The sequence below is a fragment of the Stenotrophomonas sp. YJH_SMC_25 genome (assembly GCF_059369595.1).
This window is the reverse complement of the sequence record NZ_JCAFSV010000003.1, coordinates 81,813-105,951: the sequence shown is the minus strand read 5'-3', so window position 1 is coordinate 105,951 and position 24,139 is coordinate 81,813. Positions and strand designations below refer to the sequence as shown.

22 protein-coding genes are annotated in these 24,139 nt (G+C 67.3%); 5 read left to right on the top strand and 17 right to left on the bottom strand.

Going from position 1 to position 24,139, the window contains the following annotated elements:
• Nucleotides 1-99 precede the first annotated feature (99 nt).
• From AC5P7E_RS05225 to AC5P7E_RS05200, 6 genes are read right to left on the bottom strand one after another with little or no spacing between them, the layout of a single operon-like run.
• Nucleotides 100-1,095 (bottom strand): phosphatidate cytidylyltransferase, encoded by a 996-nt coding sequence (locus AC5P7E_RS05225; protein WP_005414654.1) that lies wholly within the window; start codon nucleotides 1,093-1,095, stop codon nucleotides 100-102.
• Nucleotides 1,092-1,721, bottom strand: a complete 630-nt coding sequence (locus AC5P7E_RS05220) for a lysophospholipid acyltransferase family protein (protein WP_005411260.1) — start codon at nucleotides 1,719-1,721, stop codon at nucleotides 1,092-1,094. Before AC5P7E_RS05220 ends, AC5P7E_RS05225 begins: the two co-directional genes overlap by 4 nt.
• A 13-nt stretch (nucleotides 1,722-1,734) precedes the next feature.
• Nucleotides 1,735-2,172, bottom strand: coding sequence for a hypothetical protein (locus AC5P7E_RS05215; RefSeq protein ID WP_114618286.1), 438 nt, complete (start codon nucleotides 2,170-2,172; stop codon nucleotides 1,735-1,737).
• The gene (locus AC5P7E_RS05210; RefSeq protein ID WP_114618287.1) at nucleotides 2,169-3,497 is read right to left on the bottom strand and encodes a phosphatase PAP2/dual specificity phosphatase family protein; all 1,329 of its coding nucleotides are present in this window, start codon (nucleotides 3,495-3,497) and stop codon (nucleotides 2,169-2,171) included. The genes AC5P7E_RS05215 and AC5P7E_RS05210 overlap by 4 nt, the downstream gene beginning before the upstream one ends.
• Nucleotides 3,497-5,248: a bifunctional alpha/beta hydrolase/class I SAM-dependent methyltransferase gene (locus tag AC5P7E_RS05205; protein WP_114618288.1), complete on the bottom strand. Its 1,752-nt coding sequence runs from the start codon at nucleotides 5,246-5,248 to the stop codon at nucleotides 3,497-3,499. Before AC5P7E_RS05205 ends, AC5P7E_RS05210 begins: the two co-directional genes overlap by 1 nt.
• Before the next feature lie 34 nt (nucleotides 5,249-5,282).
• Nucleotides 5,283-5,900 carry a CDP-alcohol phosphatidyltransferase family protein gene (locus AC5P7E_RS05200; protein ID WP_114618289.1) on the bottom strand — a complete coding sequence of 206 codons (618 nt, stop codon included), beginning with the start codon at nucleotides 5,898-5,900 and terminating at the stop codon, nucleotides 5,283-5,285.
• A gap of 223 nt (nucleotides 5,901-6,123) precedes the next feature.
• Between AC5P7E_RS05200 and purH the strand changes: the two genes are divergently transcribed.
• Together purH and purD are read left to right on the top strand one after the other, a co-directional pair.
• Entirely contained in the window at nucleotides 6,124-7,707 is a 1,584-nt protein-coding gene (gene purH / locus AC5P7E_RS05195; RefSeq protein ID WP_049459116.1) for a bifunctional phosphoribosylaminoimidazolecarboxamide formyltransferase/IMP cyclohydrolase, read from the top strand.
• A gap of 61 nt (nucleotides 7,708-7,768) precedes the next feature.
• Entirely contained in the window at nucleotides 7,769-9,052 is a 1,284-nt protein-coding gene (purD, locus tag AC5P7E_RS05190; protein WP_049418045.1) for a phosphoribosylamine--glycine ligase, read from the top strand.
• A 78-nt stretch (nucleotides 9,053-9,130) separates the two neighbouring features.
• On the opposite strand, the gene AC5P7E_RS05185 is transcribed toward purD, so the two are convergent.
• From AC5P7E_RS05185 to rhlB, 8 genes are all read right to left on the bottom strand, one after another.
• On the bottom strand, nucleotides 9,131-9,463 hold the full coding sequence (locus tag AC5P7E_RS05185; protein WP_005414661.1) for a helix-turn-helix domain-containing protein: 333 nt from the start codon (nucleotides 9,461-9,463) through the stop codon (nucleotides 9,131-9,133).
• Entirely contained in the window at nucleotides 9,447-9,830 is a 384-nt protein-coding gene (locus AC5P7E_RS05180) for a type II toxin-antitoxin system RelE/ParE family toxin (protein WP_033834072.1), read from the bottom strand. Before AC5P7E_RS05180 ends, AC5P7E_RS05185 begins: the two co-directional genes overlap by 17 nt.
• A gap of 175 nt (nucleotides 9,831-10,005) precedes the next feature.
• On the bottom strand, nucleotides 10,006-10,881 hold the full coding sequence (gene rpoH / locus AC5P7E_RS05175) for an RNA polymerase sigma factor RpoH (RefSeq protein ID WP_005411269.1): 876 nt from the start codon (nucleotides 10,879-10,881) through the stop codon (nucleotides 10,006-10,008).
• 278 nt (nucleotides 10,882-11,159) lie between these two features.
• Nucleotides 11,160-11,873, bottom strand: coding sequence for a uracil-DNA glycosylase (gene ung, locus AC5P7E_RS05170; protein ID WP_005411270.1), 714 nt, complete (start codon nucleotides 11,871-11,873; stop codon nucleotides 11,160-11,162).
• A 9-nt stretch (nucleotides 11,874-11,882) separates the two neighbouring features.
• Nucleotides 11,883-12,725 (bottom strand): response regulator, encoded by an 843-nt coding sequence (locus AC5P7E_RS05165; RefSeq protein WP_005414663.1) that lies wholly within the window; start codon nucleotides 12,723-12,725, stop codon nucleotides 11,883-11,885.
• A 7-nt stretch (nucleotides 12,726-12,732) separates the two neighbouring features.
• Nucleotides 12,733-13,680 (bottom strand): permease-like cell division protein FtsX, encoded by a 948-nt coding sequence (gene ftsX, locus AC5P7E_RS05160; RefSeq protein ID WP_005411272.1) that lies wholly within the window; start codon nucleotides 13,678-13,680, stop codon nucleotides 12,733-12,735.
• A 3-nt stretch (nucleotides 13,681-13,683) separates the two neighbouring features.
• Complete coding sequence (gene ftsE, locus AC5P7E_RS05155) at nucleotides 13,684-14,370, bottom strand: cell division ATP-binding protein FtsE (protein WP_005411273.1); 687 nt, start codon at nucleotides 14,368-14,370, stop codon at nucleotides 13,684-13,686.
• Nucleotides 14,371-14,547: 177 nt separating this feature from the next.
• Complete coding sequence (gene rhlB, locus AC5P7E_RS05150; protein ID WP_065183232.1) at nucleotides 14,548-16,275, bottom strand: ATP-dependent RNA helicase RhlB; 1,728 nt, start codon at nucleotides 16,273-16,275, stop codon at nucleotides 14,548-14,550.
• Nucleotides 16,276-16,786: 511 nt separating this feature from the next.
• On the opposite strand from rhlB, the gene trxA reads away from it, so the two are divergent.
• The 3 genes from trxA to AC5P7E_RS05135 all read left to right on the top strand — a co-directional run bounded on the left by trxA (nucleotide 16,787) and on the right by AC5P7E_RS05135 (nucleotide 20,874).
• Entirely contained in the window at nucleotides 16,787-17,116 is a 330-nt protein-coding gene (trxA, locus tag AC5P7E_RS05145; RefSeq protein WP_005411275.1) for a thioredoxin, read from the top strand.
• A gap of 228 nt (nucleotides 17,117-17,344) precedes the next feature.
• The gene (gene rho / locus AC5P7E_RS05140) at nucleotides 17,345-19,090 is read left to right on the top strand and encodes a transcription termination factor Rho (protein WP_005414668.1); all 1,746 of its coding nucleotides are present in this window, start codon (nucleotides 17,345-17,347) and stop codon (nucleotides 19,088-19,090) included.
• Nucleotides 19,091-19,299: 209 nt separating this feature from the next.
• The gene (locus AC5P7E_RS05135; protein WP_049459119.1) at nucleotides 19,300-20,874 is read left to right on the top strand and encodes a sensor domain-containing diguanylate cyclase; all 1,575 of its coding nucleotides are present in this window, start codon (nucleotides 19,300-19,302) and stop codon (nucleotides 20,872-20,874) included.
• Between the two features lie 34 nt (nucleotides 20,875-20,908).
• On the opposite strand, the gene AC5P7E_RS05130 is transcribed toward AC5P7E_RS05135, so the two are convergent.
• The 3 genes from AC5P7E_RS05130 to AC5P7E_RS05120 form a co-directional block, all read right to left on the bottom strand.
• Complete coding sequence (locus tag AC5P7E_RS05130) at nucleotides 20,909-21,796, bottom strand: energy transducer TonB (RefSeq protein WP_114618290.1); 888 nt, start codon at nucleotides 21,794-21,796, stop codon at nucleotides 20,909-20,911.
• Nucleotides 21,797-21,857: 61 nt separating this feature from the next.
• Complete coding sequence (aceK, locus tag AC5P7E_RS05125; RefSeq protein WP_012481420.1) at nucleotides 21,858-23,588, bottom strand: bifunctional isocitrate dehydrogenase kinase/phosphatase; 1,731 nt, start codon at nucleotides 23,586-23,588, stop codon at nucleotides 21,858-21,860.
• 146 nt (nucleotides 23,589-23,734) lie between these two features.
• On the bottom strand, nucleotides 23,735-24,094 hold the full coding sequence (locus AC5P7E_RS05120) for a hypothetical protein (RefSeq protein WP_005411280.1): 360 nt from the start codon (nucleotides 24,092-24,094) through the stop codon (nucleotides 23,735-23,737).
• Nucleotides 24,095-24,139: the final 45 nt, after the last annotated feature.

The following is a 24,139-nucleotide window of genomic DNA, read 5'->3' as shown; positions in this document are numbered from 1 at the left end:
CCGGCAACCCCACGAACGGTGGCAGGATGTTGCAGTTGCCGGCCAGCGGCCGGCACTACCGGTAGATCCGCCCCATGCGTGGATGGAAGCCCGGCAGAATCAACCGCCGCCGCCCGCCTTCCAGTAATACCGCACCACGTGGAAGAACACCGGCGCGGCGAAGCACACCGAATCCAGCCGGTCGAGCATGCCGCCATGGCCCTCGATCATGTGGCCCCAGTCCTTGATGCCCCGGTCACGCTTGATCGCCGACATCACCAGGCCGCCCCAGAACCCCATCAGGTTGATCAGCAGCGACAGGCCGAACGCCTGCAGCGGCGTGAACGGGGTGATCCACCACAGCGCCGCGCCCAGTGCGCTGGCACTCAGCACGCCGCCGACGAAGCCCTCCACCGTCTTCGACGGCGACAGCTTCGGCGCGATCAGGTGCTTGCCCAACAACTTGCCCCAGATGTACTGCAGCACGTCCGAGGACTGCACCACGATCACCAGGAAAGCAAACAGCAGCACGTTGCGCGAGGGGTCATGGCCCGGCACGTGCAGGTTCAGCAGCAGCGGCACATGCGAAATGCAGAACACGCAGATCATCAGCCCCCACTGCACCTTAGCGGTCCGCTCCAGGTAGTGCGTGGTGTCGCCGCCGATGGTCGACAGGATCGGCAGGAACAGGAACGCGTAGACCGGAATCAGCAGCGTGTACATGCCGTACCAGTCGATCCACACCAGGTAGTACTGCCACGGCAGCACGATGTAGAACGCGGCCAGCAGCGCGTAGTAATCGCCTGAGCGGGTCGGCGCCAGGGTGATGAACTCGCGCAGTGCGAACAGCGAGATGATCGCGAACAGCACGATCACCCCGGCGCGGCCGAAGAACAGCGCCAGCCCGACCACGATCGCCATTACCCACCACGCGCGGATGCGCGACACCAGGTTGGCGATGACCGCGCTGGGCCGGCCGCGCTGGCGCCATCGCAGCGTTTCGGCCACCAACGTGGCCAGTACCAGCACCGCACCGACGCCAGCGAACAGCAGGCCGGTCTGCTGGCCCACGCTCTGCGCTGCCAGGTCGCCGGACACATCGATCAGGAAACTCATGCGCGCCCCCCGTTCGGCGCCAGGTCCAGCAGCGCCTGCCGGCTGCGGGCCAGGAAGGCCGCCTTGTCCTCGTCGGCCTGCAGCCGCAGCGGCGTACCGAAGGTGGCCGTGCACAGCAGCGGCAGCGGCAGGAACCGGCCCTTGGGCATCACCCGCTTCAGGTTGTCGATCCACACCGGCACGAATTCCAGCTCCGGCCGTTGCCGTGCCAGGTGATAGATGCCGCTCTTGAACGGCAGCAGCGGCTCATCGCCCACGTTGCGGGTACCTTCCGGAAACAGGATCAGCGAGCAGTCTTCGTCCACCGCGTCACGCAGGGCCTGCAGCGGATCCTGCTGGCGATGGCCGGCCTCGCGCTCGACCAGCACGCCGTTGAACACCGCATCGATCAGGTAGCGACGCAGGCCGTCGCGCTGCCAGTATTCGGCCGCGGCAACTGGCCGCACCTGGCGCCGCAACGCAGGCGGCATCGACGACCAGATCAGCACGAAGTCGCCATGGCTGGCGTGGTTGCCGTAGTACACACGGCGCTCGCTGGACGGCGCGCAACCGATCCACAGCGCGCGGGCACCGGTTACTACATGGATCGCACCACTGCAGGCGCGGGCAATCAGTTCGGCGAACATTGGTCCCTCCCGTTCACGTCTGCGGCCACAACACGGCCAGCACCAGCAGTGCGAACTGCACCGCTGTCAGCAGGTACTGGCGCAGCAGCAGGCGACGCATGCCGGCCCAGCGCGCGTCCCAGCCCCGCAGGGGCGCATCGGGCGACGGGCGGCGCAGGCCGCTGTCCTGCAGCAGCTGATCAGTGCGGCGCGCGGCGGCATCGCCGTCCATACGCTCATCGCGCAGCAGCTGCAGCAGGCTGGCGTCCAGCGCAACCCGCCACGCGTGGTACGTCTGGGCCACCCCTGCAGACATGCTGGCCAGCAGCAACCCTGCAGCGATCATCGCCAGGCCCGGCTCGGTGCCGAGCAGCAGCAATGCCACCAGCAGCAGCCCCAGCGACAGGCATGCCGGCCAACGCCCCTGCCGCAGCAGCAGCTGCATGGTCGCCAGATCGGGAACCGTGCTCATGCGCGCACTCCTGCCGCGTCGGTGATGGCACGCAGATGGGCCGTACCCAGCACGATGCCAGGGCGCGCAGCACGCACGATCGCCACCGCCGCGTCCGCATCGGCCGCACGACCACTGCGCAGCAGCCAGGTGGCCACGCTGGCGGCGCTGCGCGAATAGCCCAGCGCGCAGCACACCAGCAACGGGCCGTGCGCATGCAGGCGCTCGATGGCCTCGGCCGCTTCGCGCAGCTGTTCCGGTGCAGGGACCACCAGGTCCAGCATCGGCACGCTGGCATACGCGGCGCCCTGCGCGCGACAGGACAGCTCGGCGCAGGCATCCACCACGCCCCCCAGTGGCGGCGGCAACGCGCCGTTGGGAATGCGGCCCAGCCACACGCCGTCCAGCACCGGCACCGGCTGCGGCGCACGCCGCGTCCACAGCCGCGAGTTGATCCAGGCAGCGCCCAGGTACGGTGCCAGCAGCCATCGCGCGGCCATCGTCAGGCGGCCATCGGCGCGCTTCTGGAACACCGCTGTACCCAGCCCGGCATAGGCCAGCGCCACCAGCAGCAACGACGCCACCGGCCACAGCAGCCACAATGCGGCGCCACGCAGAAGCACCACCGGCACCAGCAATACGGCGGCCCCCAGCAGGTACAACGCTGCCAATCGCCAACGCCTCGCATCACGCGCGGTGTGCCAGGCCCGCAATGGTGGCGTGCCCTGCTCCGGCCACAGCCAGACGCACAGCCAACCGGCCAGCAGGCCGGTCGGGATATCGATGAAATGGTGCTGGAACGTGGTCAGCACCGAGACGCCGATCAGCAGTGCCCACACATGCAGTAGCCCGCGCCACGCGCCATGCAGGTACTGCGCGAACTTCACCCACAGCACGATCAACAACACGATGTGCAGCGACGGCGCCTGGTTGAACGGCTTGTCGAAGCTCAGCAGCACATCGAACAGCCAGCCGAACACACCGCCGATCTCCGGACGCTCGAAGCTGAAACGCAGCGGCCACAGCAGGAAGCAGGCCACCGCGATGACCTGCGCACTGAACAGCCGCAGCGCGTGCCGGTCCAGCTCCAGCCGTTGCCGGCACAGGAAGAACGAGATCGCGTAGAACAGGTCGATCGACCAGTACGGCACGATCGTCCACGGCACGAACGGGATGCGTGTCTCCCACGCGAACGCCATCACCGGCAGGGTGGCGTGGCGGCCGGCCATCCAGTTGGCGAAGCCGTAGCTTGCGAAGAAGAACGGACCCAGCAGGGCCAGCCACAGCAGGGCGCGCCGCCAGGGGCGCCCTTCCGCGGCCAGCGGGGTTGCGGCGAGCGTCGCCATCACGCGGTCCGGCGCGCCAGCGACACGGTGAAGATGCCGAAGTCGTCGATGCGCTGCGCCACCTTCTCGAAACCGGCCAGGCGCACCAGCTCATCCATCTCCTGCTGGGTACGGCGGCGCATCACCCACGCCGCGCCACCGCGATGGCTGGTCAGCGCGCGGGCGATGAATTCCAGCTGCGGGTGCCAGGGTTGGCCGGTGTAAGCCAGGTAGCCGCCCACCGGCACCGTTGCGGCGATACCCTGCAGCGAGCGCAGCACGGCGTCGTTGTCGGGGAACAGCTCGTACAGGCCCGAGACCACCGCCAGTGTCGGTGCTGGATCGACCTTGGCCAGTTGCGCCGGATCGAACGCATCGCCCTGCTCGAAGCGGGCGATGTCGGCCGCACCGAGGCGCTCGATCAACGCTTGGCCCTGGGTCACGTTCAGATCGCTGAAATCACGCAGCACGATACGGTCGGCGCGCTGTTCGCCCTGGCCCAGCGCTTCCAGCACATACCGGCCATGGCCGGCGGCCACGTCCAGCACACGCACCGGCGTGCCCTGCCCGCGCAGGCGCTGGGCAGCGTCGCGCAGCAGTTCCTGCAGGTGCTGGCCGCGCACGCGGATGCCACGCCAGCCGATTGCATCCAGGTAGTTGCGGTCGACCATCCGCCCCAATGGGCCCTTGCCGCGCGCCTCATTCCGGTAGATGTAGTCCAGCGTGCTACCGGAATCGAAACCGGTCCGCAGGCCCAGCGCGATGCCTTCGGACAGCGTGCCGCCGAAGCGCAGGCCGCCACGCACCACGCGCCAGCGCAGGTCGGCCAGGCTGTTGCGCTCCGGTGGCCAGGCCAGGATCTCGGATTCTTCGAAGGTTGGCCCGTGACGGTGCGCGTCGCGCCGTGACAGCTCGCGCAGCGGCTCGGCAAAACGCGCCTGGATGAAGCTGCGGATGCGCGCCAGTGCTGGTGCACGATCGCGCTCGCCCAGCGTGTCGTGGAAGAAGCCCGGCAGATGCACACGCTCCTTGATCGGGCTGGACAGGCGCTCGTAGAAGCGGTCCTGCGGGCCACGGTGCACGACGAAATCCGAGCCGGACACCAGCAGCTGCACCGGTACGCTGATCGCCTGCGCATCGGCCACGATGCGGTCGGCCGCCTCGTACAGGCCCAGCAGCACGCGCACCGAAATCGGCCGGGTGATCAGCGGGTCGGTGCGATAGCTTTCCACCCGCGCCGGGTCATGGGTCAGCCACTGCGGCTTGACGTAGCTGTTGACGAAGAAATTGCCGCGCAGCTTCTGCATCAGCGCCAGGCCCGGGCGTGCGAACGGCACGTACAGCTTCACCTTGAACGCCGGCGAAGCCATCACCAGCGCGCGCAGGCGTGGGGCGTAGTCGTGCACCCAGGTGGCGGCGACCACCGCCCCTACGCTCTGCGCGATCACCACGATGTCTTCCACCGCAATGCCGTGCTCGGCGCCGATGTGGGCGATGAAACTGTCCAGATCACGCACCAGCGCCGGGAAGCCCGGTGCATCGCCCCGTGCGCCCGGCGAACGGCCATTGCCGCGCGCGTCCCAGGCGAAGAAGGCGGTGTCGGGCAGGTCCAGCTCATCGACCAGGTGGGTGACCCGGCCGGAGTGCTCATGGCCGCGGTGCAGCAGCACGATGGCCTTGGTGGCCGGCGTTGCGGTGGTGCCCGCCCAGTACCGGTAGAACAGCGGTACCTGGTCGAAGCTGTGGAATTCCCGTTCCTGCGCCTGACGCATGCAATCTCCTGATTGTCTTCTTGTATCTGCTTGGTTAATTCGGCGAAACCGCTGCTTCCCGCAGTCCCCGACGGACGCGGTTGACCATCGTCAGCACGCACAGCACCGCCATGACCGCGGCCACGCCAGTGACCGTCATCGCGCCAACCCACTCAAACGCCAGCAGCAGGCCAAGCGCACCAATCACGAATGCGCGGTCGCTCTTGCCCATCGGGCCGTCGTAGCGGCGGCTGGCACCGACCATCAGCCCCAGCACCCCGGCGTACTCGCTCAGGGCCGCGGTCCAGGCCAGCAGCCACAGCGTCTCGGGGCGCACGCCCGGCACGCTGAGCACGCTCAGGTACAGCGCCGCATCGGCAACCACATCGCACAGCTCGTTCAGATAGGCGCCCAGCCGCGACTGCTGGCCGAACTCGCGGGCCAGCATGCCGTCCACGGCGTTGAGCGCCATGCGCAGCAGCATCCACAGTGGCAGCAGCAGGTACAGCAGGGGCTGCGCCGGCGCGCAGCACCACACGGCGGCGGCCACCAGCAGCGAGACCACGGCGGCGGCCACGGTCACCGTATTGGCGGTGATTCCCCTGCGGTACAGGCCGCGTACGGCCGGACGCAACAGGTCCTGGAAACGTCCTTTCAGTGCATAGATCGACATGATCCGTACCCGCTGATCCTTGGCAGTGCGGGCACAGCCTACCCCATCGTTGGCAGATTCCGACAACCCTGCTCTGGTCCGCAGGCCAGCCCACGGATCGGGCCGGATCGGTGTGCCCGACCCGGCCTTGCGTCGATCGCCACGGCAAATTACCCCTTCCAGCGCCCGCCACCGGCCCCCACCGCCTACAATATCGGCCCCGCTCCGCTGCCGATTTTGTCCCATGACTGCTGATCTGTTGCCCGTCCGCCGGGCCCTCCTCTCCGTTTCCGACAAGACCGGTCTGGTCGAGCTGGCCACTGCGCTGGCGGCACGCGGCGTGGAGCTGCTGTCCACCGGCGGCACCGCCAAGGCGATCCGCGATGCGGGCCTGGCCGTGAAGGACGTGGCCGACGTCACCGGCTTCCCCGAAATGATGGACGGCCGGGTCAAGACCCTGCACCCGATGGTGCACGGCGGCCTGCTGGGCCGTTCGGGCCTGGATGATGCGGTGATGGCTGAGCACGGCATCGGTGCCATCGACCTGCTGGTGCTGAACCTGTACCCGTTCGAATCGGTCACCGCCAAGGCCGACTGCACGCTGGCCGACGCGGTCGAGAACATCGACATCGGCGGCCCGGCCATGCTGCGTTCGGCGGCCAAGAACTTCGCCCGCGTGGCAGTGGCCACCGACCCGTCGCAGTACGCCGAACTGCTGGCCTCGCTGGCGGCCAACAACGGCCAGCTGACGGCCGCCACCCGCTTCGCGTTCTCGGTGGCCGCGTTCAACCGCGTCGCCCAATACGACGCGGCGATCAGCAACTACCTGTCGGCGGTCACCGCCACCGACGCCGCCGTACCGGCACGTGCCGAGTACCCGGCGCAGATGAACTCCACCTTCGTGAAGGTGATGGACCTGCGCTACGGCGAGAACCCGCACCAGAGCGGCGCGTTCTACCGCGACCTGTACCCGGTGCCGGGCACGCTGGCCACCTTCCAGCAGCTGCAGGGCAAGGAACTGAGCTACAACAACCTGGCCGATGCCGACGCGGCGTGGGAATGCGTGCGCCAGTTCGATGCACCGGCCTGCGTCATCGTCAAGCACGCCAACCCGTGTGGCGTGGCCGTCGGTGCCGGCAACGGCGATGCCTACGAGCTGGCCTACGCCACCGACCCGACCAGCGCCTTCGGCGGCATCATCGCCTTCAACAAGCCGCTGGACGCCGCCACTGCCAAGGTGATCCTGGACCGCCAGTTCGTGGAAGTGCTGATTGCCCCAGACTACGAGCCGGCCGCGCTGGAATACGCGCAGAAGAAGGCCAACGTGCGCGTGCTGCGCATCCCGCATGGTGATGGCCTGAACAACTTCGACAGCAAGCGCGTGGGCTCGGGCCTGCTGCTGCAGTCCTCGGACAACCGCGGCATGACCCGCGACGAGCTGAAGGTGGTCAGCAAGCTGGCGCCGACCGACAAGCAGTTCACCGACCTGCTGTTCGCCTGGAAGGTGGCCAAGTTCGTGAAGTCCAACGCGATTGTGTACGCCAAGGACAACCGCACGATTGGCGTGGGCGCCGGCCAGATGAGCCGCGTGTACTCGGCCCGCATCGCCGGCATCAAGGCGGCCGATGCGAACCTGGTGGTCGAGGGTTCGGTGATGGCTTCCGATGCGTTCTTCCCGTTCCGCGATGGCATCGACGCCGCTGCTGCCGCCGGCATCAAGGCGGTCATCCAGCCGGGCGGTTCGATGCGCGATGCCGAAGTGATCGCCGCCGCCGACGAACATGGCCTGGCGATGGTGTTCACCGGCGTGCGCCACTTCCGCCACTGATCCGCATCACGAAGCCGGGCCCTGCCCGGCTTTTCTCTTCCGTACCCGAGAACCCTGTCCCATGAAGATCCTCGTCATCGGCTCTGGCGGCCGCGAACACGCCCTGGCATGGAAGCTGGCCCAGTCCTCCCGTGTCACCGAAGTGATCGTGGCACCCGGCAACGCCGGCACCGCCAGCGAAGACAAGTGCCGCAACGTCGCGATGAAAGTCACCGATATCGACGGTCTGCTGGCGCTGGCCCAGGCTGAAGGCGTGGCACTGACCGTGGTCGGCCCGGAAGTGCCGCTGGTGGCCGGCGTGGTCGACCGCTTCCGCGCCGCCGGCCTGCGCATCTTCGGACCGACCGCAGCCGCCGCGCAGCTGGAAGGCAGCAAGGCCTACGCCAAGGACTTCCTGGCCCGCCACAACATCCCCACCGCGTTCTACGCAGTGCACACCGACGTGGACGCCGCGCTGGCGTACATCCGCGAGAAGGGCGCACCGATCGTGGTCAAGGCCGATGGCCTGGCCGCCGGCAAGGGCGTGATCGTGGCGATGACGTTGGCCGAAGCCGAAGACGCGGTGCGTGACATGCTCTCGGGCAACGCGTTCGGCGATGCCGGCGCCCGCGTGGTGATCGAAGAGTTCCTCGATGGCGAGGAAGCCAGCTTCATTTCCATGGTGGACGGCGTACACGCGCTGCCGATGGCCACCTCGCAGGACCACAAGCGCGTCGGCGACGGCGACACCGGCCCGAACACCGGCGGCATGGGCGCCTATTCGCCGGCCCCGGTGGTGACGCCGGAGGTGCATGCGCGGGTGATGCGCGAGGTGGTGAACCCCACCGTGCAGGGCATGATCGCCGACGGCATCCCGTTCACCGGCTTCCTCTACGCGGGCCTGATGATCGACGCCAGCGGCGCGCCGAAGGTGATCGAATTCAACGTGCGCTTTGGCGACCCGGAAACGCAGCCGGTGATGCTGCGCCTGCAGTCGGACCTGGTCGAGCTGGTGGAAGCGGCCATCGATGGCCGCCTGGACCAGGTCGAAGCGCAGTGGGACGTGCGCCCGTCGCTGGGCGTGGTGCTGGCGGCCAGGCCGTACCCGGAAGCGCCGATCACCGGTGACGTGATTTCCGGCCTGGACGACGTGCCGGCCAGTGCCAAGGTGTTCCATGCGGGGACTGCATTGGACGCGCAGGGCCACGTGGTCAGTGCCGGCGGTCGCGTGCTGTGCGTGGCCGCAATGGGCGACAGCGTGCGCGACGCGCAGGCCAATGCCTATGCCGGCGTGGCCAAGGTGACCTGGGCCAACGAGTTCCACCGCAACGACATCGGCTGGCGCGCGATCGCACGCGAGGGGTGAGGCACACCCCCGCTTCCATGCATGGCGCGGATTGAATACCACGGTAAAGCAAAGGCCCGGCATTGCCGGGCCTTTGCTTTACAGGACTGCTTCGAGACCCTTCCGATCAATCAGGTTCAAAAGCTTCAGCGACGGCCCGCTCGGCTTCTTCTCGCCCTGTTCCCAGCTACGGACCGTCGAAACGCTGGTGTTGAGCACACCTGCGAACACCGGCTGGCTAAGTTCCAACGACGTGCGAAGTGCACGGATCTGGGCGCTGCTGTATTCGGGCACAGGCTCCAGACAAAGCGCCTCGTACATGCTCATGCGCCGCTTGTCGATGAAGCCGCTGGCGTAAAGGCCCGCCGCGCCTTCATGCACCGCATCGAGGATCGCACTCTTTGCGCGTCTATGTTCAACCGTCTTTGTCATGGCAAATCTCCTGCAGTTCTCCGCAGATAACTGCCCTGTCCAACTGTGCAGGGCTCATTCTCAAGAACTCAGACGCATACAGCTGAAGGGCATCCCGTTCCGCACTACTGATGGTCGCGCGCGCGTTCTTCTCGTAGCAGAAGAGAAAGAACCAGTAGCGCCCCACCTTGGTTGCGACAATAACGCGGGCGCTACCGCGCTTTCCGCGGCCCGGCAGCGCAACTCGCTTTTTGAGAAGGCCGCCCCCTATGTCTGCATCAATCAGTCCTTGACGCATTTCCACCACCGCGCGGCACAAGGCTCTATCGGTCAGTGAAGAACGTCGTGTACTGCGGTTGAAGCTTCGAGTGCGGAAGACACGTGACATGATCATACCGTGCCACCGAGTGGTACGGCGTGAAAATCAGCGTCCAGCGCATGCTGCGGTCGGCGCGGTTACCGCCCTGGCGTCAGGATTGATCCACGCCATGCGTGGATGCGCTCCAAAAACAAAAAGGCCCGGCATCACCGCCGGGCCTTTCTTCATTCCAACGCCTTCCCGCTTACGCGGTGAACAGCGCCTTCATCTTCTTCAGCGCGTTCGCCTCAACCTGGCGGATGCGCTCGGCCGACACGCCGTACTCGTCGGCCAGTTCCTGCAGCGTCACCTTGCTGTCGGCGTCCAGCCAGCGACGGCGGATGATGTCGCGCGAGCGGGCATCCAGTTCCGCCAGGCCTTCGCGCAGCAGCTGCATCTGGTTGTCTTCGCTGTCCTCGCGCTCGTAGGCCATCGACGGATCTTCGTCATCGGCAACCAGGAACGCAGCCGGCGACGGCGGTGCGTGTTCGTTGTCCTCGTCGGTCGGCGCATCGAAACCGATATCGCGGCCGGACAGGCGCGACTCCATTTCCATGACTTCGCGCTCGGACACGTTCAGGTCCTTGGCCACCGCGCTCACTTCCGCCGCGTTCATCCAGCCCAGGCGCGTCTTCGACTTGCGCAGGTTGAAGAACAGCTTGCGCTGCGCCTTGGTGGTGGCCACCTTCACGATGCGCCAGTTCTTCAGGATGAACTCGTGCATCTCTGCACGGATCCAGTGCACGGCGAAGGAGACCAGGCGCACGCCCATGTCCGGGTCGAAGCGCTTGACCGCCTTCATCAGGCCGATGTTGCCTTCCTGGATCAGATCGCCCAGGGCAAGGCCGTAGCCGTTGTAACCGCGGGCCACATGCACCACGAAGCGCAGGTGCGAGTGCACCAGCTCGCGGGCGGCGTCCAGATCGTTGCCGTCGCGGAAGCGACGGGCCAGGTCCTGTTCGTCATCGACCGACAGCACCGGGATCTGGTGCACGGCACCGATGTAGGCGTCCAGCGAACCGAGCGCACTGGGAATCGGGAGATTGTTTGCCACAAGGGCAGTAGAGGTGTTCTGGCTCATAGGCACCCATCTTAGCAGTCCGGGATTTGGACTGCTAAAGGAGGAAAAAGTTCCAGCATCCTATTGATGCAACACTGGTCCCAAACAGAGCCCTACCGTAACGCGATTTGATGACAGTGGCGAGCGCGCTTTTCGGGATTCACAATCCCTTGGAATTCAAGCAATTACCTGCCGGAAGCCGGCCGATTCCGGTCAAGCGGAGCTGAACGGGCCGTTCTGGAGGCCCATTCAGGCCAGGGAACGTTGTCCGGCGTTCAGGCCCGGCCGCCAGCCGGCGCTCAGAGCACCGAGCGCGGCGGCAGCGACCAGTCGATCGGGGCCTGGCCGCGACGCTGCAGGTACTCGTTGGCCATCGAGAAATGGCGGCAGCCGAGGAAGCCACGATGGGCCGACAGCGGCGACGGATGCGGGGCCTTCAGAACGCGATGGCGACGGGTATCAATGACCTTGCCCTTCTGCTGCGCGTAGGCACCCCAGAGCATGAACACCAAGCCTTCGCGTTCGCGGTTGAGCACGTCCACCACGTGATCGGTGAAGCCTTCCCAGCCGCGGCCCTGGTGTGCGCCGGCCTTGCCCTCCTCCACCGTCAGCACGGCATTGAGCAGCAGCACGCCGCGCTGCGCCCATGGGATCAGGCAGCCGTGGTCCGGGCGCGGGATACCGAGATCGCTCTCGATCTCCTTGTAGATGTTCAGCAGCGACGGCGGCACCGGCACGCCCGGCGGCACCGAGAAACTCAGGCCATGCGCCTGGCCACGGCCGTGGTACGGGTCCTGGCCGAGGATCACCACCTTCACCTGCTCGAATGGCGTGGCGTCGAATGCGGCGAAGATCTGCGGGCCGGGCGGGAATACCGCCGCGCCACTGGCCTTGCGCTGGCGCAGAAAGCTGGACAGCTCGCGCATCTGCGGCTGCAGGAGGTAATCGCCGACATGCTGCTTCCAGCTCGGTTCCAGCTGGATCGTCGGGGTGTCCGCTACTTCATCAATCATTGCACCACTTCATCGAATCAGGGGTCCATCGTTCAACCGGGCCAGGCGCAGCTGGAACAGCACCTTGGTGACCAGCAGCCGTTCTTCGATCGGCTTGAGTACCAGGTCGTTGGCGCCGGACTGCAGCAGCCCGGTCTGGTTGTGCGGGTTGCCGTCGCCGGTCATCACCAGCACCGGCAGGCGGCGCTTGCCGTAGCCGAAGTCCACGCGCACGCGCTGCACCACGTCGCGGCCGCTCAGTTCGCCCTTCAGGGTGACGTCGGTCAGCACCAGGTCGATGCGGTGGCGGCTGCGGCCCAGCGACTCGGCGGTGAGCAGGGTGAACGCCTCTTCGGCGCTGACCACGTGCAGCACGTTCAACTGCTGGCGTTCGAGCATGCGCTTGGTGGCCTCGGCCACCACGCGGCTGTCCTCGATGTAGAGGATGGTCGCGCCGGGAATGGTCTGCGGCTGCACATAGCCGCGGATGAAGGTCGCCAGTGCTTCATGGCCGAGCGATTTGTCAAAATAGTCGGTGACGTACTCGGTGAAGCGGCGCTGCTCCAGGTGCTGCTGGGCATCGCCGGACACCACGATCACCGGCACGTAGGCCTGGCCGGCGGCTTCGCGCACCATCCGCGCCAGTGCCAGGCCGTCGCCATCACGCAGGGTCAGCGAGGTGGTCACCAGGTCCACCGGGCCCTGCGCCAGCGCCTGCTGCGCATCCTCGATGCTGTCGCAGCCGATCACCTCCACGCCTGGCAGGTCGCGCTGCAGGACGTCGGCGATCAGCTTGCGGACCAGCTTCGAGCCATCGACCACCATCACCCGCGTCGCGGGCCCTTCAAGGTGCTTCAGCGCTTGCGGTTGCATGCCGGTCTCAGGTGTCGGTTGGTCGGGTCTGGCGCAGGAAGTGGCCGGTGACCAGCCACGCACCCAGCCAGCCCAGCAGCAGCGTGCCGAGCAGGACCAGGCCACCGTGCAGCAGGTCCAGGCCGTGCAGCACGAACGGGCTGCCGTAGCTGCGCGAGAGTTCGGCCAGCGGCACGCGCAGCGCGGCACCGGCGGCGCCGATCAGGGCCAGCGCAACCGCGCCGGCGCCCAGGCCATACCACGCACCCAGGTACAGGAACGGGCGGCGGATGAAGCCATCACTGGCGCCGAGCAGCTGCAGCACGCCGATCTCTTCGCGGCGGGCCTGGATGTCCAGGCGCACGGTGTTGCCGACCACCAGCGCGGCACCGACGCCGAGCAGGACCGACAGCACCTGCACCAGCCGCGCGCCGAACGCCAGCCAGGCATCCAGGCGCTGGCGCCACAGTGCATCGTGCTGCACCAGGTCGGCCTCGGGCAGGCTCTCCAGCGCGCGTGCCAGGCGCGCGTCGTCCTTGCCCTGGCCGGGGGTGATCACCAGCAGCGAGGGCAGCGGGTTGTCATTGAGTGTGTCGATCGCCTCGCCGAGGCCGGCGTCGCGCAGTTCCTGCAGGCCCTGCTCGGGCGTGCGCACGTTCACTTCGGCCACGTCGTCGCGGTCGCGCAGCTGGCCGGCCAGGCGCAGCGCGCCGGGGCCATCGACGTTGCCCTTCAGGAACACATTGATGTCGCGCGACTGCTGCACGCTGCCGGCGAACTGCTTGAGGTTGTCCAGCGCGATCGACAGGCCCAGCGGCAGGGCCAGCGCCAGCGCCATGACCATCACCGTCAGCAGGGTCGCCCACGGCTTGCGGCAGGCACGGCCGAGGCTGAACACCACGCTGTGCGCGTGGTGCTGGAACCAGACGCCCACGCGCGAGGGGGCGGCGGCTTCGCTGTTTTCGTTCTTCGCCATGCGTTACTCCGCCAGATCCTGCGGCGAGATGTCATCCACCAGCCGGCCGTGGTCGAGGATCAGCACGCGCTTGCGCATGCGGCGCAGCAGCGGCAGGTCGTGGCTGACCACCAGCACGCTGGTGCCGCGCGCGGGCAGCTCGGCGAACAGGGCCATGATCTCCGCCGCCAGGGTCGGGTCGAGGTTGCCGGTCGGCTCATCGGCCACCAGCAGCTTGGGTTCGCCGACGATGGCACGGGCGATGCCGACGCGCTGCTGCTCACCGGCCGACAGCTGCGAGGGCAGCGCCTTCTCGCGGTGGCCCAGGCCCATCCGTTCCAGCACCGAGCGCACGCGCTTGCTGATGTCGCCACGGCGGGTGCCGCGCAGGATCAGCGGCAGCGCCACGTTCTCGGCGATCGAGCGGTCCATCAGCAGGCGGTGGTCCTGGTAGACCGCACCCACCGCGCGACGGTGGCGGGGCACATCGCCGCCACGCACCTTCAGCAGGTTGCGCTCGTCGAACACCACCGCGCCACGGCTGGGCCGCTCGTCCAGATGGATCAACTTGAGCAGGGTGCTTTTGCCCGCACCGGAATGGCCGGTGACGAACAGCATCTCGCCCGGCGCGACCTCGAAGCTGACATCGGTCAGTGCCTCGTGGCCACCGGCGTACTGTTTGCTGACATTGTCGAAGCGCAGGACACTCATGCCCCGATTATGCAGGACCGGCGCGACGTCGTGGAGACGGTCACACGATCGGTAGTGCCGGCCGCTGGCCGGCAACCCACACAGCTGCTGGCCAGGGTGGGTGCCGACCGTTGGCCGGCACGCCCTTGAAGCCACCCGACCAACGGTCGGGTGCTACCCGCTGATCGGCAGCGCCGATCAGCTGCCCGACAGCATCCGGCGGATCTTGCGGCCGATGCGGGTCAGGAACGAATCGCCGGTATCAGCAGCCGTGCGCACCGGCTTGGCCACCACCTGCACCGGCGTGACCGGGCTGGCGCCATTGCCGGCGGCGTTCTGCACGCCCTCGGCACCCTCGACCGGACGACCGTGGCGACGGCGGCGGCGCTTGCGCGGCTTGTGCTCGCCGTCCACCGCACCTTCCGGTGCGCCTTCGGCACGCGGGGGACGCGGCGGACGCGGGGCCTGGGCAGCGGCGCCTTCGGCACCGGCGGCCGGCGCGGCAGCGCCCTGCTCGCCTACCGCGCGTGGCTTGCGCGGGCCACGCGAACGGCGTTCGCCGCTGCGCTCACCGTCACGGCCACCACGGCCACCACCACCACCGCCGGAACGGCCGCCACTGCGGCCACCGCCCCGACGCTCTTCCTCGGCGGCGCGGGCTTCGCGCGCTTCGCGGAAGATCTGGCCGACGCTTTCGTTGTCCTCGCCTTCCTCGCCTGCAGCCGGAGCCGGGCGTTCCGGGCGCGGCAGCGGGGTCAGCAGTTCCTTGGTGACCGGCTCGGACGGAATCTTCTGCTCGATATAGGCCTCGATGTCCGGCAGGCCCATGGCGTAGCGCTCGCAGGCGAAGCTGATCGCGTCGCCCTCTTCACCCAGGCGCGCGGTGCGGCCGATGCGATGCACGTAGTCTTCGGCGTCGAACGGCAGGTCGTAGTTGTAGACGTACTTGATGCCGTCGATGTGCAGGCCGCGCGCAGCCACGTCGGTGGCCACCAGGATTTCCAGCTGGCCCTTCTGGAAGCGGTTGAGCAGGCTCTCGCGCTTCTTCTGCGGCACGTCGCCGGACAGCACGCCGACACGGTAGCCGGCCTTTTCCAGCGAACGCGCCACGCGCTCGACGAACACCTTGGTGTTGACGAAGACCATGGTGCGCGCGCCTTCGCTGCGCGACAGCAGGCCCAGCAGCAGCGGGATCTTCTCGTCGTCGGCCGGGAAGTAGATGCGCTGGCGCACGCGCGCGGCGGTGATGGTCTCGGCTTCGACCACCAGCTTCTGCGGCTCGTTCATGTGCTCGTAGGCCAGCTCCAGCACGCGGTGGCTGAGGGTGGCACTGAACAGCAGGGTCTGGCGGGTGGTGCGCTCCGGCATGCGGCGCAGCAGGAAGCGGATGTCCTTGATGAAGCCCAGGTCGAACATGCGGTCGGCTTCGTCCAGCACGCAGATCTCGCAGGCGTGCAGCGACACCACCTTGTGCTGCTTGACGTAGTCGATCAGGCGGCCCGGGGTGGCGATGATCACGTCCACGCCCTGCTGCAGCAGCTCGCGCTGCTTGTCGTAATCCACGCCGCCGTAGACCAGGGCGAAGCGCAGGCCCAGGTCGGAACCGAACTTCACCGCATCTTTGTGGATCTGGATGGCCAGCTCGCGGGTCGGGGCGAGGATCAGCGCACGCGGATCTTCCGGCTTGCGATCGGCCAGCGCCGGACGCGTCAGCAGGCGGTTCACGACAGCGACCAGGAAGGCCAGGGTCTTGCCGGTGCCGGTCTGGGCCTGGCCGGCGACATCACCGCCGGGCAGCGCGACCGGCAGGGTCAGCGCCTGGATCGGGGTGCAGCGGGTGAATCCGGCTCCTTCAAGGCCGGCCTGCAGGGCCGGGTGCAGCTCGAAGGAGGAAAAGGTCAAATCGGTCAGCGGTTTGTCGCTCATGAGTCCGTCTTGGTATGGCCGCCGGCCCGTGGGGCGGCTGGCACTTCATCGTCTAGGGGCACCGTCGCAAACTGCGGCCCCTGCGGCGGGTTGGCAGGCTGGGACCACCCGGTCCGCGCGCCGCACAATGGCCCAGTTTAACGCACTCGGGCCGGCAAACCGGAATGCCCTGTCTCACCAGCTGAAGAGACGGCGCGCCTTCATCCAGCCACACGGGACTTGAACGACCCCGCCGGTCCCGCTGGTGTCGCCCGCTGCCACCCCCATCTTCGGGAAGACAGTGAAATCCGACACATACCGGGCTTCGAAGCGATCACGATACGCTGGGTTCCAGCCGGCGCCTGTCCCCGCCCTGCGATAGGGGTACACTGCCGGCCGTGAGCGTCCAGGCATCCCGCCGAACGCACCGCGGCAGTGCGCCGCGAGGCAACGACGAGGGTCGCGCCACCGGGCATGGCCCAGTTCACCCACCTCCGGCATGGCCGGGTGCAATCCAAGACGAGAAACCAAGATGAGCGACAAGGTTGTACATGTCGGCGACGCCGACTTTGATAGCGCAGTGCTGAATTCCAAGGAACCGGTGCTGGTCGATTTCTGGGCCGAATGGTGTGGCCCGTGCAAGATGATCGCCCCGGCGCTGGACGAACTGGCCGATGCCTACCAGGGCCGCGCCAAGATCGCCAAGGTCAACGTCGACCACAATCGTGCGCTGGCCGCCAAGTACCACGTGCGTTCGATCCCGTACCTGGTCGTGTTCAAGGACGGCGAGAAGGTCGGCGAGCAGATCGGTGCGGTGGGCAAGGCCCAGCTGGCCGGCCTTCTGGACAAGGCCCTGGCCTGATCCTGCTGTTTTCCGGCAGCCGCCACCCGCGGCTGCCGGCGGACGCCCAGCGTCCATGATGAATGCTGTTCCCGGCAGCCCTTGCACGGCGCCGCAGGCCGATGATAGTGTCGGCACATCCGGCCGCGTTCGCGTGCCGCACCCTCTGGACGCAGTTTCTTCCAGACCCATTCCCAACGTTCGCCGCCCCAGCCGGGCGCTCGCACCTTCAAGCGAGGAATAACGCTCTTGTCCGATAACACTTCCGAAACCGGCAGCGCCGATGCGCCCGCCGAAAAGCGCGTGCGCAAGCCCCGCGTGAGCAAGGCCGCCGCCCCGGCAGCCGCCGAAACCAGCGCCGCTCCGGCGCAGCCGACCCTGCCGCTGGCCGCCGCGCCCGAGGCACCGGCCCCGGCCCCCGCACCGAGCGCGCCCGCCGCCGAGGCCCCTGCCAGCAGTGGCGGTGGCGAAGGTGGTGAGGGTCGCGAATCCGGCCAGCCGCGGCAGCAGAACCACCAGGGCGGTGGCCAGAACCAGGGCCAGAACCCGTACAACCAGAACGGCCAGCAGGGCCAGGGGCAAGGCCAGGGCAACCGCCGTGACCGCTTCCGCAACCGCCGCGACCGTGACCGCAACAACAACCGCTTCCGCGACGACGGCATGCCCAACGACGGCGGCGAGCAGCAGCCCTTCGTGCCGCGTCCGCACGCCAACGTGCCGGAAGGCTTCCCGGTCTATTCGCTGAGCGACCTCAAGCGCATGCCGGCACAGAAGCTGCTGGAAATCGCCGAGCAGCTGCAGATCTCCGAAGGCGTGGCACGCGCCCGCAAGCAGGATGTGATCTTCGCCCTGCTGAAGGTGCTGACCCGCCATGGTGACGGCGTCGCCGCCGACGGCGTGCTGGAAATCCTGCCGGACGGCTTCGGCTTCCTGCGCGCGGCCGAAGCCAGCTACCTGGCCGGCCCGGACGACACCTATATCTCGCCCAGCCAGATCCGCCGCTTCAACCTGCGCACCGGCGACCACATCTCCGGCCGCATCCGCTTCCCGAAGGACGGCGAGCGCTACTTCGCGCTGAACATCGTCGACACCATCAACGGCGAGCCGATCGAAGCGTCGAAGAACAAGGTGCTGTTCGAGAACCTGACCGCCCTGTTCCCGCGCCGCCGCTTCACCCTGGAGCGCGGCAACGGTTCGTCGGAAGACATCACCGGCCGCATCCTCGACCTGATGGCGCCGCAGGGCAAGGGCCAGCGCTCGCTCATCGTGTCGCAGCCGAAGGCCGGCAAGACCATGATGATGCAGCAGGTCGCCACCGCCATCACCACCAACCACCCGGACGTGCACCTGATCGTGCTGCTGATCGACGAGCGCCCGGAAGAAGTGACCGAAATGCAGCGCACCGTGCGCGGCGAGGTCATCAGCTCGACCTTCGACGAACCGGCCGCGCGCCACGTGCAGGTGGCCGAAATGGTCATCGAGCGCGCCAAGCGCCTGGTCGAGCACAAGAAGGACGTGGTGATCCTGCTCGACTCGATCACCCGCCTGGCCCGCGCCTACAACAACGTGGTGCCGAGCTCGGGCAAGGTGCTGACCGGTGGCGTGGACGCCAACGCCCTGCACCGCCCGAAGCGCTTCTTCGGTGCCGCGCGCAACGTGGAAGAAGGCGGCAGCCTGACCATCATCGCCACCGCGCTGGTCGACACCGGCTCGAAGATGGACGAGGTGATCTACGAAGAGTTCAAGGGCACCGGCAACAGCGAAGTGCACCTGAGCCGTCGCATCGCTGAAAAGCGCGTGTTCCCGGCCATCGACATCAACCGTTCCGGCACCCGCCGCGAAGACCTGCTGATCGAACCGGAACTGCTGCAGAAGATCTGGATCCTGCGCAAGCTGCTACATCCGATGGATGAAATGGCCGCGATGGAGTTCCTGCTGGACAAGATGAAGAACACCAAGTCCAACGACGAGTTCTTCGGTTCGATGAAGCGCTGATCCACGGCATTGCATCGAAAAGAACCTGCCGCTCGCTGCGGCAGGTTTTTTTTTACCTGCAGGGCGACCCACTTCACTTCACCGCCGCCCGGTTTTGGCGATAATCCGCCCGATGCCCTGCCCGGCCCCGAGGGCCTGGCCACCGATTCCCGCTGTCGCCCCTTCCGGAGAACCGGTCGGGTCCAGCCTCCTGCCGGATCCGTCGACGCATGCGAACGCTGTCTCCCCGCCTCAACCTGGGCAAGCTGATCCTCGCCCTGGCCCTGCTCAGCGCCATCATCGCGCTGGCCAACACCCTGCTGGCCAGCTACCGGGTGCAGCGCGACCAGCTGGTCGGCAACACCCTGGAGGCCAACCGCGTCTACGCCACCAAACTGGCCGAAACGACCCAGAACTTCCTGCTGGCTGCCCAGCAGGAACTGGCCTACGCCGCCACGCGGCTCGGCCAGGGCAACCTCGACCCGGCACAGGCCCAGGACGAAGCCAGCCGCCTGCAGCTGCAGACCAACAGCTTCAACTCTTCGCTGGTGGTGGATGCCGACGGCCTGGTGATCGCCACCTCGCCGCAGACCCTGCAGCTGCAGGGCGAAGTACTGCACAGCGTCGGCAACAATGCCGCGCTGGCCGCGCGCCAGCCGATGATCAGCGACCCGTACCAGTCGGCCACCGGCAAGCTGCTGGTCTCGCTGTCGCACCCGATCTTCGATCGCCAGGGCCACTACCGTGGTTACGTCAGCGGCACCCTGTACCTGCGCCAGCGCAGCGCACTGCACACGCTGCTGGGCAAGCACTACTACCGTGATGGTTCCTACCTGTACGTGGTCGATCGCCATGGCCGCCTGCTGTACCACGCCGATGGCAAGCGGGTGGGCGACTACGTGGTCGGCAACCCCGCAGTAAAGGCCGTGGTGCGCGGCGAGCGTGGCGCGCAGCAGGTGCGCAACAACCTGGGCGTGTCGATGCTGGCCGGCTATGCGCCGGTGGCGGCCACCGGCTGGGGCATCATCGCCCAGCGCCCGACCGAGGCCACGCTGCAGCCGCTGTCGCGGTTGATGACTGCGGTAATCTGGAACGCAATCCCGCTGGGCCTGCTGTCGCTGCTGATCACCTGGTGGTTCGCCCGTCGCATCTCGATGCCGCTGTGGCAGCTCGCACGCAACGTGCAGGGCGGCGAAGACACTGGCAATGCGATCAGCCACGTCAGCGGCATCCGCGCGTGGTACTTCGAGGTCGCCCAGCTCAAGCAGGCGGTACTGCACAGCTTCAATGCGCTGCAGGACCGCATCGGCACGCTCAACCGCGCCAGCCGCACCGATCCGCTGACCAGTCTTCTCAACCGCCGCGGCCTGCAGCAGGCGCTGGATGCCCTGCAGGTACAGGGCATCCCGTTCGCGATCCTGGCGCTGGACATCGATCGCTTCAAATCGATCAATGACAACCACGGCCATGACGTCGGCGACGCTGCCATCGTCCACATCGCCAACCAGATGCGCCGCTACTCGCGCGACAGCGACATCCTCTGCCGCGCCGGTGGCGAGGAGTTCCTGCTGCTGTTGCCGGGCATCAGCGCCGAGTCAGCGCGACAGGCTGGCGAGCGTCTGCGCCAGTACATTGCCGACCATCCGTTTGAACCGGTCGGCACCATCACCGTCTCGCTGGGCGTGGCCCACTTCCCCAGTTTCCATGTCGATGCCGAGCAGGCACTGCGGCTGGCCGACAAGGCGCTGTACCTGGCCAAGGAACAGGGCCGCAACCGGGTGGTGGTCTACCCCTACGCCGATTGACGCGGAGCCGGGCGGGCCGGCTCCGCAGTGATCGTCAGCCCTGCTCCAGCGGCGTCAGCAGGCGCAGGCCGCGCTTGGCGCCGTCGACCATGTAGATGCCGCCCTCGGGCAGCAGGTCGCTGCCGTTTTCCGCCGCGTCACCGGTCACCCACGGTGCGCGCTGCTTCGGTCCTGGAATGAAGGCGCGCCAGCGGCCATAGCGCTCGGCAGCGGCATTGCGATCATCCGAGAGCGCATAGTTGACCGGCACGCGTACCGACCAGAATTCCCGTGTGACGTCCTTCCCGCTGCTTGGAGGAATGAAGGTCCACTTGCGGGCGGTATTGATGCTGGCCTTGGCCAGCACATCGCGCAGCTTGGCCATGGTCCGCTCCGGCCCCGCCACGGTCATGTTGACCTGCTCGGCGATGACGTCGGCCACCGTGCCATCACGGGCGACCTTGATGATCAGGATCACATCGCCCTGACCACCGATCCTCATTGCCTCGTCCGGATAGCGCGGCGGCGCCAGGCGCTCTGCGGTCACCGAATCGGTGGCCTTTGGATCGTACTCGCTGAAATCCACGCTGGTCATGCTGACTTCGTAGTCGCCCTTGCCCGTGGACTTGCCACGCAGACGCACCCGAAACGGTGCCTGTGCGGCGACGGCCTTGCCATCGACCCGCGTCGGCTCGAAACGCCAAGGGCGAATGGTGCGTTCAACAAACGCGGCAACACCCGGGCTGATGTTTGCCTTCTGATCGAGCACCAGAGCGCTGACTGCGCCTTCTGCCGTGACCTCGATCTTTCCGGTCAGTGTCATGCTCAATTCGGTGGTGGCACGAACCGCGCGCGTGGTCTGCGCGTTGGCATCGCCGGCGAACAGCGGAGCGCCGGCACCAACGGCCAACGCGAGAGCGAGGAACAATGGGGAACGCATCATTGCCGGATCCTTGGTGATGAAGGGCGAGAGTACCTCAGTCCCAACACCCATGACAGCTGGCTCACGCCAACCGGTGCGCGCCAGCATAGGGCGGCGTGTCCGGATAGTCACCTCGGGCGAAGCGTTCCTGCAGGCCCTGCCACCAGCCCGGGTCGAACAGGTGCCGGTAGTGCTCGCGCACCGCTGCCAGCTCTGCAGCGGGCAGGCCCATGAACGGGCCGAAGCGCTCGGGAAACACGTCGCGCGGACCCACATGGAACCATGGCTCGTCGGACATCGCTTCCTCCGGCGTACGCGGCTGCGGCCAGGCGCGGAACACGCAGTCGCTGACCAGGCACAGTTCGTCGTAGTCGTAGAACACGGCCCGGCCGTGCCGCGACACACCGAAATTCTTCGGCAGCATGTCACCGGGGAAGATGTTGTTGCGTGCCATGTCGGTGATCGCCTGCGCATAGTCGAGCACCGCCGCCCGCACCGCCTCCGCGCCCTGCTCGCGCAGGTACAGATTCAAGGGACGAAAACGACGCTGCACATAGCACAGTGCGACTTCGACCTCGTCGCCATCGATGCGTACGCTCTGCGCGCACTGCTGCAGCAGTTCACCCAGCAGGGCCGGCGCGAAGCGGTCGCGCGGAAAGCGCAGGTGGCGATAGGGCTGTGCGTCGAGCAGACGGCCGACACGATCGAGGTTGAACACCAGTGCGTACTTCTCTTCCACCTGCTGCCGCGACATCGCCTTGGGCCACGCGAAACGGTCGCGGATCAGCTTGAACACCAGCGGGTAACTGGGCAGGGTGAACACCGCCATGACCATGCCCGGCGTGCCCTCTGCATGCACCAGCCGCTCCTGCGGGTGCTCGTTGAAATGACGGAAGAAGGTGCGGTAGCGCTCGGTCTTGCCCTGCTTGGCGCGGCCCAGCACGGTGTAGATCTCATCGATGGGCTTGCCCGGCAGCAGACTGCGCAGGAACACCACCGCATCACCTACCGTGGCCAGGTTGGCCTGGAAGTAACTGCGCGACACGCCGAACAGGTGGGCCACGTCCCGGCGCCGGGTCAGCACCGCATCGGCGCGCAGGCCACGCTCGTCGTTCACCAGGGCAATCACGCACGGCGAGAACCGGTGCTCGCCGAACACGCGGCCAACCAGGTAAGCGCGGCGCTCGCGGTAGAACACCGTGTCGAGCAGCTCGATGCTGCGTACCGGCGTATCGCCCCAGTGGGCCAGGTCATCCTGCAGGCGCACCGCGATGGCCGCGGCGCAGCGCAGCTGGTGCGCATAGGGGATATCGAAGCGATAGTCGGCCAGCACCCGCTGCAGCGCCTCCACCGGCCGCGTCGGCGAAACCGCGTAGGTATGCCGCGCCACCGGGTGGGTGATGGCATCGGAGGGTTCGACATCGAAGGCGATGAACTCCAGCGCCGGGTCCACGCCCCGGATGGCAAACAGGCGCCGCGACAACGTGTTGTAGAAGGTCTTGTACAGCTCGGCGTCGATCAGGCCCTGCAGCAGCGCGCTGTAGCGGGCGTGCACCCGCAACCACAGCGCGCGCTCGCCGATCGCGTCACCGGCGAGGCGGCGCAGCGCATCCATCTGCTCGGCGATGCACAGGTCGTACAGGGCGATGCGCTCGACCGCATCCTGTCGCGCACCGGCCCAGTCGCGCTGCTCGAAGCGCTGCCGCGCCCGCGCGGTGATCGCCGCAAAGCGGGCGTGGTACTGCTCGAAACCGTCGCGGATGGCTACCGCGATGCGCGGTGCCAGCTCGGCAGCGATGTCAGGCCTGGACATGCATGGCTCACCCGGGAGGACCGGCTTCACCATACGCTGGCGTGTGCGATGCCGTCGAGCGCGAAGGTAGTGCCGGCCGCTGGCCGGCAGCACCTGGACCGTCGAGGGATCGATGCAGATGCCGGCCAGCAGCCGGCACTACTGGCTCAGATCGCCAGTTCGGCTTCCACGTCCTGCACCTTGCGCCGTGCCAATGCCAGGTTGGACCTGGTACGGTCCAGCACGATGTAGAAGAACAGGCCCTTCTTCTTCGCCACCGGGCGCATGATGTGGTACGCCTTGCCCAGCGAGATCAGGATGTCCTCGATGCTGTCGTTGAGGTTCAGCGATGCGGCGGTCTTCATCTTGGCACGGATCACTTCGGTGTTGCCGGCGGCGGCCACTTCCATGTCCATGCCGGCACCGGCTTCGCCCAGCAGCATGCCGCTTTCATAGTCGACCAGCGCCACTGCCTGCGCGCCGTCGATGCCCATCAGTGCGTTCAACGATTCATTCAGTCCAGCCACGTCGCACCCCTTGTCGGTGTTGGTTCGAGCCCCTCGTTCCCCTGC

Coding starts and splice junctions, on each gene's coding strand:
- AC5P7E_RS05225 (WP_005414654.1), bottom strand. CDS start 1,095: ATGAGTTTCCTGATCGATGTGTCCGGCGACCTGGCAGCGCAGAGCGTG.
- AC5P7E_RS05205 (WP_114618288.1), bottom strand. CDS start 5,248: ATGCGTCAGGCGCAGGAACGGGAATTCCACAGCTTCGACCAGGTACCG.
- AC5P7E_RS05215 (WP_114618286.1), bottom strand. CDS start 2,172: ATGAGCACGGTTCCCGATCTGGCGACCATGCAGCTGCTGCTGCGGCAG.
- AC5P7E_RS05185 (WP_005414661.1), bottom strand. CDS start 9,463: ATGACAAAGACGGTTGAACATAGACGCGCAAAGAGTGCGATCCTCGAT.
- AC5P7E_RS05200 (WP_114618289.1), bottom strand. CDS start 5,900: ATGTCGATCTATGCACTGAAAGGACGTTTCCAGGACCTGTTGCGTCCG.
- purH (WP_049459116.1), top strand. CDS start 6,124: ATGACTGCTGATCTGTTGCCCGTCCGCCGGGCCCTCCTCTCCGTTTCC.
- AC5P7E_RS05210 (WP_114618287.1), bottom strand. CDS start 3,497: ATGGCGACGCTCGCCGCAACCCCGCTGGCCGCGGAAGGGCGCCCCTGG.
- AC5P7E_RS05180 (WP_033834072.1), bottom strand. CDS start 9,830: ATGTCACGTGTCTTCCGCACTCGAAGCTTCAACCGCAGTACACGACGT.
- purD (WP_049418045.1), top strand. CDS start 7,769: ATGAAGATCCTCGTCATCGGCTCTGGCGGCCGCGAACACGCCCTGGCA.
- aceK (WP_012481420.1), bottom strand. CDS start 23,588: ATGTCCAGGCCTGACATCGCTGCCGAGCTGGCACCGCGCATCGCGGTA.
- trxA (WP_005411275.1), top strand. CDS start 16,787: ATGAGCGACAAGGTTGTACATGTCGGCGACGCCGACTTTGATAGCGCA.
- AC5P7E_RS05135 (WP_049459119.1), top strand. CDS start 19,300: ATGCGAACGCTGTCTCCCCGCCTCAACCTGGGCAAGCTGATCCTCGCC.
- rhlB (WP_065183232.1), bottom strand. CDS start 16,275: ATGAGCGACAAACCGCTGACCGATTTGACCTTTTCCTCCTTCGAGCTG.
- ftsE (WP_005411273.1), bottom strand. CDS start 14,370: ATGAGTGTCCTGCGCTTCGACAATGTCAGCAAACAGTACGCCGGTGGC.
- AC5P7E_RS05130 (WP_114618290.1), bottom strand. CDS start 21,796: ATGATGCGTTCCCCATTGTTCCTCGCTCTCGCGTTGGCCGTTGGTGCC.
- ftsX (WP_005411272.1), bottom strand. CDS start 13,680: ATGGCGAAGAACGAAAACAGCGAAGCCGCCGCCCCCTCGCGCGTGGGC.
- rpoH (WP_005411269.1), bottom strand. CDS start 10,881: ATGAGCCAGAACACCTCTACTGCCCTTGTGGCAAACAATCTCCCGATT.
- AC5P7E_RS05220 (WP_005411260.1), bottom strand. CDS start 1,721: ATGTTCGCCGAACTGATTGCCCGCGCCTGCAGTGGTGCGATCCATGTA.
- ung (WP_005411270.1), bottom strand. CDS start 11,873: ATGATTGATGAAGTAGCGGACACCCCGACGATCCAGCTGGAACCGAGC.
- AC5P7E_RS05165 (WP_005414663.1), bottom strand. CDS start 12,725: ATGCAACCGCAAGCGCTGAAGCACCTTGAAGGGCCCGCGACGCGGGTG.